The 11,878-nt window shown below is 60.9% G+C and carries 10 protein-coding genes; 5 read left to right on the top strand and 5 right to left on the bottom strand.

The features are described 5' to 3' along the window. The first annotated feature begins 5 nt into the window (after nt 1-5). Complete coding sequence (locus tag K3758_RS00345) at nt 6-905, top strand: ParB/RepB/Spo0J family partition protein (RefSeq protein ID WP_259946775.1); 900 nt, start codon at nt 6-8, stop codon at nt 903-905. On the opposite strand, the gene hemW is transcribed toward K3758_RS00345, so the two are convergent. The 3 genes from hemW to rph are packed head-to-tail and all read right to left on the bottom strand — an operon-like array spanning nt 902 to nt 3,370. Continuing rightward, nucleotides 902-2,056: a radical SAM family heme chaperone HemW gene (hemW, locus tag K3758_RS00340; protein ID WP_259946774.1), complete on the bottom strand. Its 1,155-nt coding sequence runs from the start codon at nt 2,054-2,056 to the stop codon at nt 902-904. The two genes, K3758_RS00345 and hemW, sit on opposite strands and share 4 nt — an antisense overlap. Beyond that, nucleotides 2,049-2,660: an RdgB/HAM1 family non-canonical purine NTP pyrophosphatase gene (gene rdgB / locus K3758_RS00335; RefSeq protein WP_259946772.1), complete on the bottom strand. Its 612-nt coding sequence runs from the start codon at nt 2,658-2,660 to the stop codon at nt 2,049-2,051. The genes hemW and rdgB overlap by 8 nt, the downstream gene beginning before the upstream one ends. Then, a complete protein-coding gene (gene rph / locus K3758_RS00330) occupies nt 2,657-3,370 on the bottom strand; it encodes a ribonuclease PH (RefSeq protein WP_067630810.1) in 714 nt (237 codons plus the stop codon). Before rph ends, rdgB begins: the two co-directional genes overlap by 4 nt. Before the next feature lie 110 nt (nt 3,371-3,480). Between rph and hrcA the strand changes: the two genes are divergently transcribed. Then, entirely contained in the window at nt 3,481-4,545 is a 1,065-nt protein-coding gene (hrcA, locus tag K3758_RS00325; protein ID WP_120349793.1) for a heat-inducible transcriptional repressor HrcA, read from the top strand. 9 nt (nt 4,546-4,554) lie between these two features. Beyond that, entirely contained in the window at nt 4,555-5,118 is a 564-nt protein-coding gene (locus tag K3758_RS00320) for a nucleotide exchange factor GrpE (protein WP_067630818.1), read from the top strand. A 35-nt stretch (nt 5,119-5,153) separates the two neighbouring features. On the opposite strand, the gene mutS is transcribed toward K3758_RS00320, so the two are convergent. Continuing rightward, entirely contained in the window at nt 5,154-7,775 is a 2,622-nt protein-coding gene (gene mutS, locus K3758_RS00315; RefSeq protein ID WP_259950140.1) for a DNA mismatch repair protein MutS, read from the bottom strand. Nucleotides 7,776-7,969: 194 nt separating this feature from the next. Between mutS and K3758_RS00310 the strand changes: the two genes are divergently transcribed. Together K3758_RS00310 and K3758_RS00305 are read left to right on the top strand one after the other, a co-directional pair. Continuing rightward, nucleotides 7,970-10,228 (top strand): NADP-dependent malic enzyme, encoded by a 2,259-nt coding sequence (locus tag K3758_RS00310; protein ID WP_259946770.1) that lies wholly within the window; start codon nt 7,970-7,972, stop codon nt 10,226-10,228. Next, nucleotides 10,228-11,103, top strand: a complete 876-nt coding sequence (locus K3758_RS00305; RefSeq protein WP_259946769.1) for a ribokinase — start codon at nt 10,228-10,230, stop codon at nt 11,101-11,103. Before K3758_RS00310 ends, K3758_RS00305 begins: the two co-directional genes overlap by 1 nt. Nucleotides 11,104-11,119: 16 nt before the next feature. Here K3758_RS00305 and msrA read toward each other — a convergent pair whose 3' ends face one another. Continuing rightward, complete coding sequence (msrA, locus tag K3758_RS00300; protein ID WP_259946767.1) at nt 11,120-11,785, bottom strand: peptide-methionine (S)-S-oxide reductase MsrA; 666 nt, start codon at nt 11,783-11,785, stop codon at nt 11,120-11,122. Between the last annotated feature and the right edge of the window lie 93 nt (nt 11,786-11,878).

Below are 11,878 nucleotides of genomic sequence, written 5' to 3'. Positions count from 1 at the left end.
GCAGTATGGCAGATAAACAAGAGCGTAAACGGGGCCTTGGCCGGGGGCTTTCGGCATTGATGGCGGATGTAGCTGAGACAGAGAGCGTGGCCGCCAAGGGGGCCGCGGCGGCGGAGCAGTTCGTTCCGATTGAACGGATCAAGCCGAACCCAGATCAGCCGCGTAAACGGTTTGAGCAAGAGCATCTTGACGATCTCGCCGCATCTATCAAAGAAAAGGGGGTCATTCAGCCCCTGATCGTGCGTGCGCTGGACAATGGTTACTTCGAGATCGTCGCTGGCGAACGGCGGTGGCGGGCTTCGCAAATCGCGAAGATACATAGCCTTCCGGTTATTGTGCGCGAGTTCACCGATGTTGAAGTGCTTGAAGTTGCGATCATCGAAAACATCCAGCGGGCCGACCTGAACTCGGTCGAGGAAGCGGCGGGTTATCGTCAGCTGATGGATAAGTTCGGACACACGCAGGAGAAGATGGCAGAGGCGCTTGGCAAGAGCCGGAGCCATATTGCGAACCTTTTGCGTCTGTTGAACCTGCCGGATCCAGTGCAGGAAATGGTGCGTCAGAATGAATTGAGCGCGGGGCACGCGCGGGCGCTGATCCCTGCGAAGGACCCGATGAAATTGGCCCAGCAGGTCATCAAGGGTGGCCTTTCCGTGCGCGCAACCGAAGCGTTGGTCAAGAAAGATCAAGCTGGCGAGCGCGGTAATATGGTAAATAGAGAGCGCCTCTCGCAGCGCTCAGAGAAAGACGCCGATACTCAGGCGCTTGAAGGCGACCTGTCAGCTAACCTTGGTATGAAGGTGAGTTTGGACCATAAACCGGGCCAAGAAGCGGGTAAGGTGACGTTGCACTATACCACGCTTGACCAGTTGGACGAGATCTGCCGCCTGCTGGGCGGGTCCTAGCGCAAAAGCGTTTCGATCACGGCGTTTAGAACAATAACGCCTTGATCGGACACGATTAATCTACCTGCTTCGCGCTTTGCCATGCCAATATCTTGCAGGTGATCGACGGCCTTTTCGTCGATTTCATGCCCGGCGATATCGGTGTAGCGGGCCAGATCGACGCCTTCTTTCAGGCGTAGACCCATAAGGAGAAACTCGGTCGCCTGTTCGCTTCGGCTGATGGCCGTGCGGGGTTTCTCCGCTTCGCCTTTCGCGACACCATCGAGCCAGCGTTGCGGATTGCTATAGGCAACGGTTGCCAGCTTTTGTCCGCCAAGTGTCAGCCGTCCGTGCGCGCCGGGGCCGATACCGATGTAATCGCCGTAGCGCCAATAGATCAGGTTGTGACGCGATTGGGCACCATCGCGCGCGTGATTTGAAACCTCATAAGCGGGCATGCCCATATCGTTGCAGATGTCTTGTGTCAGTGTGAACATATCCGCGCCCAAACCTTCGTCGGGCAGGCCGCGCAGCTTGCCACGGGCGTAGCGGTCACCGAAAGCGGTGCCTTGTTCGATGGTCAGTTGGTAGAGCGAAATATGGTCTATCGCGAGTGATAGAGCCTGCTTGAGCTCGGCTTCCCATTGGGCCGCGGTCTGATCCTGACGGCCATAGATAAGATCGAAACTGACCCGTTCGAACGTATTGCGGGCGATATCGAAAGCCGTCATCGCCTCTTTAGCAGAGTGCAGGCGGCCCAAACGCTTGAGATCCGGATCGTTGAGCGCCTGAATTCCCATTGAGACACGTGAAACGCCGGCCTGCCGGTAGGCGGCGAAACGGCCTGCTTCGACAGAACCGGGGTTGGCTTCGAGGGTGAGTTCTAGATCATTGGCGGTCGGCCAGTGCCGTCGGATCGCGGCAATGATATCGGCCACAACATCGGGGTTCATCAGGCTGGGTGTGCCGCCCCCGAAAAAGACTGCGTTGAGGACGCGGCCAGGTGTCTCATCCGCGGCTCTCTGAAGCTCTGCCAGATAGGCATCTCGCCATGCGGCTTGGTCAATCCGGCGGCTGACATGGCTGTTGAAGTCGCAATAGGGACATTTCGCCTCGCAAAATGGCCAGTGGATATAAAGGCCGAAGCCCCCCTGTTGCCAATCTTCAGCCAAAACAGCCCGCAATCAATTTCGCAAAAGCATCAGCACGGTGGCTGATGCTGTTTTTCTGTTCTGCGTCCATCTCGGCGAATGTGATGTCATGCCCATCGGGTTGGAACATCGGGTCATAGCCATGCCCTTGTTCGCCCCGCATGGGCCAAACCAGCGTGCCGTTTACCTTACCCGCAAAGACTTCGTCGTGGCCATCGGGCCAAGCCAGCACCAGCGTCGCGCAAAAGCGGGCGCGGCGCGGGTGGGGGGCGTTCTTTTCTTCCAGTAGGTCCCGCGTTTTGGTCATGGCCATGATGAAATCGCGGCCATTCTCGGTCTCTGCCCAGTCGGCGGTATAGACACCGGGGGCGTTGTCCAGGGCTTCGACCTCAATGCCGGAATCGTCGGCCAAGGCGGGCATGCCGGTGGCCGTGGCCGCCGCATGTGCCTTGATCCGGGCATTGCCGACGAATGTGGTCTCGGTCTCTGCGGGCTCGGGCAGGTCCATCTCTGCCGCGCCGACGACCTCTACCCCATGGGGCGCGAAAAGCTGGCCCATTTCTTCCAGCTTGCCCGCGTTATGGGTGGCGATCAGGATCCGGCTTTCGGTGAACTTGCGTGTCATGCGGTGACCGATTTCTGGATCGCGGCCAGCTCGCCGACGCCTTTTTCGGCCAGATCCATCAGCTGGTTCATCTGGTCCCGCGTATAGGTAGAGCCTTCGGCGCTCATCTGGACTTCGATCAGCTTACCGGACCCGGTCATGATGAAGTTACCGTCAACGCCAGCCTCAGAGTCTTCGGGATAGTCGAGGTCAAGCACCGGCTGACCTGCATAGATACCGCAGCTTACCGCGGCGACCGGATCAACCAGCGGATCAGAGACGACATCGCCCGCTTTCATCAGTTTATTCACAGCCAAACGCAGGGCAATCCAACCGCCCGTGATCGAGGCGCAGCGGGTGCCGCCATCGGCCTGAAGCACGTCACAATCGACGGTGATCTGACGCTCTCCCAGAGCGGAGCGGTCGACACCGGCGCGCAGGGCGCGACCGATCAGGCGCTGGATCTCGACCGTGCGGCCCCCTTGCTTGCCCGAAGCGGCTTCACGGCGCATCCGCGTGTTGGTGGCGCGGGGCAGCATGCCGTATTCGGCGGTCACCCAGCCCAGACCCGAGCCTTTGATAAACGGCGGTACGCGGTCTTCGATTGTCGCGGTGCACAATACATGCGTGTCGCCCATCTTAATCAGGGCCGACCCCTCGGCGTGTTTGGTGAAACCTGTCTCGATCGAGACGGCGCGCATTTCATCGAGTTTCCGGCCAGAGGGACGCATGAGATATCCTTTTTGATGTTGCCCGGGGATACCGCCCCACAAGGCTTTGATGCAACCCCGATTGACGTTTGCCCGGCTTGTACCTTTATTGGGGAAGAGAGCGAGCACCGATGAAAAACACGCCTGAATTGCTGAAAGACATGAACGACCGATCCCGCGAAGTGTTTCGCCGGGTGGTCGAAGGCTATCTGGAGAGCGGCGACCCGGTGGGGTCGCGCACGCTGACGCGCGACTTCAGCGAAAAGGTTTCGGCAGCGACGATCCGCAATGTGATGCAGGATCTCGAATATATGGGGCTGCTCGACAGCCCGCATGTCTCGGCCGGGCGGATTCCGACCCAATTGGGGCTGCGGATGTTCGTCGATGGCATGATCGAGATTGGCGACCCGACCGAGTTGGACCGCGAAAAGATCGACGCGACGCTGGGCAATAATTCGTCCGATGTGGGCGGGCTTTTGGACCGGATCGGCTCGGCCTTGTCGGGGGTAACGCATGGCGCCTCCCTCGTGCTGACGCCGAAGCACGAAGCGCCGATAAAGCATATCGAATTCGTCTCTCTGTCACCTGATAGGGCCTTGGTTGTGCTTGTCTTTTCAGATGGCCATGTGGAAAACCGGCTTTTCACGCCTCCGCCGGGGCAAACGCCCAGTTCGATGCGCGAGGCGGCGAATTTTCTGAATGCTTTCGTTGAGGGCAAGACCCTCAGCGAATTGCAACGCAGCATCAAACAAGAGATCGCCAAACGCCGTCAGGAGATTGACGTGTTGGCCCAACAGCTGGTCGAGAGCGGTGCCGTGCTGTGGGACGCAGAAGGGGAGCATTCCGAACGCTTGATTGTTCGGGGCCGGTCGAATCTGCTGAGCGGGGAGGGGGAGGCCGAAGACCTCGACCGTATCCGGAGCCTCTTTGACGACCTTGAGCGCAAGCGGGACATCGCCGAATTCCTCGAACTGGCCGAAGATGGGGACGGTGTGCGCATTTTTATCGGCTCCGAAAACAAACTTTTCTCACTTTCGGGTTCCTCTCTGGTCGTTTCCCCTTATATGAACGCTGATCGTAAGGTGATCGGCGCCGTGGGTGTCATTGGCCCGACACGCTTAAATTATGGACGTATCGTGCCGATTGTGAACTACACGGCACAACTGGTGGGAAAGCTGATTTCCGACCGGAACTAGAGGTGGAACATGGCAGAGCCGAAAGAAAACGACTTTTTGGACGAGATCGACAGCGCCGAAGCTGAAGAATACGCCGAAGACATGGCCGAGATCGACGAAGAAGCCCTTGCGGTGGAAGAGTTGCGCGCCGAGCGTGACCAGTACCGCGACCGTTTCATGCGCGCGCTGGCCGATGCCGAGAACGCGCGCAAACGCTCCGACAAGGATCGGCGCGAGGCTGAGAACTACGGCGGCTCCAAGCTTGCCCGTGACATGCTGCCGGTCTACGACAACATGAAGCGTGCGCTGGAAACCACCACCGAAGAGCAGAAAGAGGCTTTTGGCCCGCTGCTCGAAGGTGTGGAACTGACGATGCGCGAGCTTCTGAACGTCTTTAAAAAGCACGGCATCGAAGTGATCGCACCCGAAGTGGGCGACAAGTTCGACCCCAAGCATCACGAAGCGATGTTCGAAGCCCCGGTGCCCGGCACCGTCGCGGGCGAGATCATTCAGGTCGCCGCCGAAGGCTTCATGCTGCACGACCGTCTGCTGCGCCCCGCGCAGGTTGGGGTGTCTTCGACCCCGGCGAGCTAAGCCCAGTCAAACAGTCGAAAATTTGAAGGAGGCGGTCAGGAAGTGGCCGCCTCTTTTAGTTTGTAGATCAGCTCCAGCGCTTCGCGGGGGGACAGTTCGTCGGGGCTCACCTCGCGCAGCTTGTCTTCGACCGGCGAGGATTTCATCGGCTGCGGCGCGGGCGTGGGGCTCACGGCAAAGAGCGGCAGATCGTCGATCAGCGTCTTTTGCGTCGCACCGCCTTCGCGTTCACCTTTCTCCAGCGCTTCCAACACCACCCGGGCGCGGGCGATCACCGGGGCGGGCAGGCCCGCGAGTTGCGCCACCTGCACACCGTAGGAGCGGTCAGCCGCCCCCTTGCGCACCTCGTGCAGGAAGACAACCTCGCCCTCCCATTCCTTGACCGCGACGGTGGCATTGTCGACACCCGGCAGTTTTCCGGCAAGCGCCGTCATCTCGTGGTAATGCGTGGCAAACAGCGCCCGCGCGCGGTTCACGTCGTGCAGATGCTCCAGCGTGGCCCAGGCGATCGAGAGACCGTCGTAGGTCGCCGTGCCACGCCCGATCTCGTCGAGGATCACCAGCGCGCGGTCGTCGGCTTGGTTGAGGATCGCGGCGGTCTCGACCATCTCGACCATGAAGGTCGAGCGGCCGCGGGCCAGATCGTCCGAGGCGCCGACGCGGCTGAAGAGCTGGCTGACCACGCCGATATGCGCCGAGGTCGCGGGCACGAAACTGCCCATCTGTGCCATCAACGCAATCAGGGCGTTCTGCCGCAGGAAGGTCGATTTACCGGCCATGTTCGGGCCGGTCAGCAGCCAGATGTTGGCGGCTTCGCCCTCGGCACTGAGGTCGCAGTCATTGGCGATAAAAGGCTCGCCTGATTGTTGGGTCAAAGCGCGCTCAACCACCGGATGCCGCCCGCCTTTGATGTCAAATGCCCGAGACATATCAACGCGCGGGCGGGTCCAATTCTCGCTCCGCGCAAGGTCGGCCAGACCTGTCGCAAGGTCGACCTCGGCCAGCCCGGCAGAGGTTTGGCCGATCTCTGCCGCATGTTCCAGAATGGCACTCCGAAGGCTTTCGTAGAGCCGTTTTTCGATCTCCTGCGCATGGTTGCCAGCGTTGAGGATTTTCGTCTCCAACTCAGACAGTTCGACGGTGGTGAACCGCACTTGGTTCGCCGTTGTCTGACGGTGGATAAAGGTCTCTGACAGCGGCGGAGAGAGCATTTTTTCCGCATGGGTCGCGGTGCATTCGACGAAATAGCCCAAGACATTGTTATGCTTGATCTTGAGCGAGGAAATCCCCGTGTCAGAAACAAATTGCTGCTGCATGCCCGCGATTACGCCGCGCCCTTCGTCGCGCAACTCGCGTGCGGCGTCGAGGTCTCCATCGTGACCGGGAGCGATGAAGCCGCCATCCCGCACCATCAGCGGCGGTTCGGCGACCAAGGCTTGATCCAGCAGGTCGATAAGGTCGCCATGACCCTGCAAACCTTCGGCGGCCTCGCGCAGCAAATCTGGCAGATCCTGTTGTGTTAGGCTCTGGTGCAACGCCTCGGCTTCGATCAACCCGTTGCGGATCGCGGCAAGGTCACGCGGGCCGCCCCGGTCGAGCGACAGCCGCGACAATGCGCGGTCGAGGTCCGGAACATTGCGCAGCCGTCGGCGCATGTCTTCGGCAAGACGGGCATTCTCATGGGCAAAGCTGACCGCATCGGCGCGGGCGGACACCACGTCAACGACCCGCGAGGGGCTTGAGATCCGCCGTTCCAGCAGCCGCGCGCCCCCGGCGGTGACGGTATTGTCCATGATTGACAGCAAAGACCCGCCGCGACCGCCGTTCAGAGAATGCGTCAGTTCCAGATTGCGCCGGGTTGCCGCGTCGATCTGTACGGTACGGGCTTCGGCCTCTTTCTGCGGGGGGCGGAGCAGGGGCAGCTTGCCGCGTTGCGTAATGGTGAGGTATTCTATTACCGCGCCCATGGCCGAGACTTCGGCGCGGGTGAAGCTGCCGAATGCCTCCAGCGTCGCGATATCAAACAGGTCGCAGACCCGCTTTTCCGCGCTGGTGCTGTCGAAGGCTGAGCGGGCCAAGCCCGTCAGCGCGATCCCGAAATCAGAGACGACTTCGTGCAAATCACTCTCTTTCGCCTCAGAGACGATCAACTCAGACGGCGACAACCGCGCCAGTTCCGGCCCCAGACGAACCTGCGCCAAGGGCATCACGTGGAACGCGCCGGTTGAGATATCGACCCATGCCATCGCGCAGGCATCACGGACCTCGGCAAAGGCAGCGAGGTAGTTGTGACGGCGGGCTTCCAGCAGGCTCTCTTCGGTCAGGGTGCCGGGTGTCACCAGCCGCACCACATCGCGTTTCACCACTGACTTATAGCCGCGTTTCTTGGCCTCGGCGGGGCTTTCCATCTGCTCGCAGACCGCCACGCGAAAGCCCTTGCGGATCAGCGTCAGCAGATAGCCTTCGGCGGCATGGACCGGCACGCCACACATGGCGATGTCCTTGCCCTGATGCTTGCCGCGTTTGGTCAGCGCGATGTCCAGCGCCTCGGCAGCGGCCACGGCATCGTCGAAAAACATCTCGTAAAAATCGCCCATGCGGTAGAACAGCAGCGCATCCGCGTGGTCCGCTTTAAGCTCAAGATATTGCGCCATCATTGGCGTTACTTTTTCTGTCTGCACGGCGGCCCCCTATTGCAGCGCGGACCCTACAAAACCCCCCGAAGCAGGGAAAGGGGGTGCAGGCGTGATGGGCGGCCTTTATCGAGCAATTTTGCTCTGACGCGGCGCTTGCGTTGTGCAGGCGTCCGATCGTGGCTAAGAAGATTCCAAAGCAAGGGAAGGGCCATATCGTGACCAGAAAGAACCGTATCACCTCTGAAGAGGCGCTTGCCTTTCACCTTGAGCCGACGCCCGGCAAATTCGAGATCTCGGCTACGGTGCCGATGACCACCCAGCGAGACCTCAGCCTCGCCTATTCCCCCGGCGTGGCGGTGCCCTGCGAGGCGATCGCGGAAAACCCCGAGACGGCCTATGACTACACCAACAAGGGCAATCTAGTGGCGGTGATCTCAAACGGGACGGCGGTTTTGGGCTTGGGGAACCTCGGCGCGCTGGCGTCCAAGCCAGTGATGGAGGGCAAGGCGGTTCTGTTCAAACGCTTTGCCGATGTGAACTCGATCGATATCGAGCTTGATACAGAGGATACCGAGGCTTTCATCAACGCCTGCAAGCTGATGGGCCCAACCTTTGGCGGCATCAACCTCGAAGACATCAAGGCGCCTGAGTGTTTCATCATCGAACAACGTCTGAAGGAAGAGATGGACATCCCCGTCTTCCATGACGACCAGCACGGCACGGCGGTGATCTGTGCCGCAGGGCTGATCAACGCGCTGCATCTGTCGGGCAAAAAGATCGAAGATGTGCGCATCGTGCTGAATGGTGCGGGGGCGGCGGGCATCGCCTGTCTGGAACTGCTCAAATCGATGGGCGCGCGGCATGACAATTGCATCATGTGCGACACCAAGGGTGTGATCTATCAGGGTCGTACCGAGGGTATGAACCAGTGGAAATCGGCCCATGCCGCCAATACTGAGCTGCGCACGCTTGAAGAGGCGATGAAGGGGGCGGATGTGTTCCTTGGGGTTTCGGTCAAGGGCGCGGTGACGCCTGCAATGGTCGCCTCCATGGCGGATAACCCGGTGATCTTCGCCATGGCGAACCCGGATCCAGAGATCACCCCCGAAGAGGCGCATGAGGTCCGTATGGACGCCATCGTCGCCACCGGGCGGTCGGATTATCCGAACCAAGTTAACAACGTGCTGGGCTTTCCCTATCTCTTCCGCGGTGCGCTGGATATTCACGCACGCGCCATCAACGACGAGATGAAGATCGCCTGCGCCCATGCGTTGGCGCAACTGGCGCGTGAGGATGTGCCCGATGAGGTGGCGCTGGCCTATGGCCGCACGCTGAGCTTTGGTCGCGACTATATCATCCCCACGCCCTTTGATCCGCGTCTGATCCACCGCATTCCGCCTGCCGTTGCCAAAGCCGGGATGGACACAGGGGCGGCGCGGCGGCCGATCATCGACATGGATGCCTATGAACTGGGGCTGAAATCGCGGATGGACCCAACGGCGAGCATCCTGCGCGGCATCAACGCCCGCGCCCGGGCCAATCAGGCGCGGATGATCTTTGCCGAGGGCGATGACCCCAAGGTGCTGCGCGCGGCGGTGATGTACCAGCGTGCGGGCTTGGGCAAGTCGCTGGTCGTGGGCCGCGAGGATGACGTGCGTGCCAAGCTCGAAGAAGCGGGCATGGCCGACGCGGTGCGCGAGTTGGAGGTGGTGAACGCCGCCAATACACAGCATTTGGAAACATACAAAGATTTCCTTTATGGTCGGTTGCAGCGCAAGGGTTTCGACCGCAAGGATATCCACCGCCTTGCCTCTCGCGACCGGCATGTCTTTGCGGCCCTGATGCTGGCACATGGGCACGGCGACGGTCTGGTGACCGGGGCCACCCGCAAGTCAGCGCATGTGTTGGAACGGTTGAACCACGTCTTTGACGCAAATGCCGAAGCCGGAGCCGCAGGCATCACGGCGTTGCTGCACAAGGGGCGCATCGTCTTTATCGCGGATACGCTGGTTCATGAATGGCCCAATGAGAACGATCTGGCCAATATCGCCGAAAGCGGCGCGCGTGTGGCGCGGCATCTGGGGCTGGAGCCGCGGGTTGCCTTCGTCAGCTTCTCGACCTTTGGCTACCCCGTCTCGGAACGCGCCGAAAAGATGCACCTCGCGCCCGAAGTGCTCGACCGGCGCGGCGTCGATTTCGAATACGAAGGCGAGATGACCGTCGACGTGGCTCTGAACGCGGCCAGTCAGGCGAACTACCCGTTCTCGCGGCTGACGGGGCCTGCCAATATCCTCGTGGTGCCAGCGCGGCACTCGGCCAGCATCTCGGTCAAGCTGATGCAAGAGATGGCGGGGGCCACGGTGATCGGGCCGATCCTCACCGGCTTGGACAAATCGATCCAGATCTGCTCCTCCACCTCCACGGCGAATGACATTCTTAACATGGCCATTCTCGCGGCCTGCAAGGTGGGCTGATGATCTGGAACCTCGGCTCTATCAACGCGGATAACTTCTATCTGTTGCCCCATCTGCCGGGGCCGGGGGAGACGATTTCGGCCCGCAATTTTCGGCAAGGGCTGGGCGGTAAGGGGGCCAATATGTCGGTCGCCGCCGCCCGCGCCGGGACGCGGGTGATGCATGTCGGCGCGCTTGGGGCCGATGGCGGTTGGGCGCTGGAACGGTTGTTGGAATACGGGGTCGAGACGGCGCATATCACCTTGATGGAGGGGGTTACCGGTCACGCCAATATCGCCGTTGATCTTGAGGGCGAGAACAACATCGTCATCTTCCCCGGCACCAACCACGAAATCACCGATGAGATGATCGGCGCGGCGCTGAGTGAGGCCTCCTCTGGCGATTGGCTGTTAATGCAGAATGAGACCAACGGCCAGCGGTTCGCGGCCCGGACGGCAAAGACATTGGGCCTGCGGCTGGCCTATGCCGCCGCGCCTTTCGATGCGGCGGCGGTGACGGCGATCCTAGGCCAGATCGATCTGTTGGTATTGAACGAGGTCGAAGCGGCGCAGCTTCGGGCCGCGACGGGGGGCGAGCTGCGGCAACTGCCTGTCGATGACATCGTGGTGACACTGGGCGCCGGGGGCTGCGAATGGGTCTCTAACAAGGCGCATCTGGTGGAAAGCTACCCTGCCTATCGGGTCGAGGCGGTGGATACGACCGGGGCGGGGGATACCTTTACGGGCTATCTGGTCGCGGGGTTGGACCGGGGCATGACCATGCCGCAGGCGATTGATCTGGCGATGCGCGCCGGGGCGCTGATGGTCATGCGCCATGGCACCGCGGATGTGATCCCCGACCTGAAAGAGATCCGGGATCACGATTTTCGTACTTAAGCGATCGGTGTCGCGGTTACTTTACGAAGGGTGCCGCGCTGCCCCAAAGCTGTTTCACACGGGCATCCCGGCCACAGCCGTTGCGGTAGCGTTTGTAGGCGACTGATTTTTTGACCGCCACGCCGACACTGCTGAAGGCCAGCCGCTCGCTGCTTTTGTAGTAGTCTTGGTGGTAATCCTCAGCCGGATAAAACGGCGCATCGCCAAGGATTGGGGTCACGACCTTGGCGCCGAGGGCGTTCTGGGCCTCGGCCTTGGCCGCCTCTGCAGCGCTTTTCTGTGCGGGGCTGCCCGCAAAGATCGCGGTGCGGTAGCTTTCCCCTCGGTCACAGAATTGGCCGCCCGCATCCGTCGGGTCGATTGAGCGGAAAAAGAGATCCAGCAGCGTTTTGCGGCTGACCACGTCTGGGTCGAATTGGATTTGCACGGCCTCATAATGGCCGGTGTTGCCGCCGGTGACCTGTTTGTAGGTGGGGTTCTGGGTGCGCCCCCCGGCAAAGCCCGAGACGGCTTCTTTCACGCCTTTGACGGATTCGAAATCCGCCTCGACGCACCAGAAACAGCCGCCTGCGACGGTCAGCACCTCGGTTTGCGCCGCAGCAGCAGGGCGGTTCTGCGCCGCGAGGCCCAAGGTGATGGCGAGGGTCAGAATGGCGGGTTTGAACATTGATTTTCGGAACATGATGGTCCTCCTCTGGCGTAGGGTTGCCGCTGGGACTGAGATAGCGCAAGGCCGGGGCAGGGGAAGTCACGCGCTGGTGAAGGCAATTTACCA

The sequence above is a fragment of the Sulfitobacter sp. W002 genome (assembly GCF_025142135.1).
Classification (GTDB): Bacteria; Pseudomonadota; Alphaproteobacteria; order Rhodobacterales; family Rhodobacteraceae; genus Sulfitobacter; species Sulfitobacter profundi.
The sequence above is the reverse complement of the archived record's forward strand: the minus strand, read 5'-3'. Positions and strand labels throughout refer to the sequence as shown.

What these genes read in the sequence shown, in the direction of transcription:
- K3758_RS00345 (WP_259946775.1), top strand. Translation starts at nt 6, where the DNA reads ATGGCAGATAAACAAGAGCGTAAACGGGGCCTTGGCCGGGGGCTTTCG.
- rdgB (WP_259946772.1), bottom strand. Translation starts at nt 2,660, where the DNA reads ATGACACGCAAGTTCACCGAAAGCCGGATCCTGATCGCCACCCATAAC.
- rph (WP_067630810.1), bottom strand. Translation starts at nt 3,370, where the DNA reads ATGCGTCCCTCTGGCCGGAAACTCGATGAAATGCGCGCCGTCTCGATC.
- hrcA (WP_120349793.1), top strand. Translation starts at nt 3,481, where the DNA reads ATGAAAAACACGCCTGAATTGCTGAAAGACATGAACGACCGATCCCGC.
- K3758_RS00320 (WP_067630818.1), top strand. Translation starts at nt 4,555, where the DNA reads ATGGCAGAGCCGAAAGAAAACGACTTTTTGGACGAGATCGACAGCGCC.
- mutS (WP_259950140.1), bottom strand. Translation starts at nt 7,775, where the DNA reads ATGATGGCGCAATATCTTGAGCTTAAAGCGGACCACGCGGATGCGCTG.
- K3758_RS00305 (WP_259946769.1), top strand. Translation starts at nt 10,228, where the DNA reads ATGATCTGGAACCTCGGCTCTATCAACGCGGATAACTTCTATCTGTTG.
- msrA (WP_259946767.1), bottom strand. Translation starts at nt 11,785, where the DNA reads ATGTTCCGAAAATCAATGTTCAAACCCGCCATTCTGACCCTCGCCATC.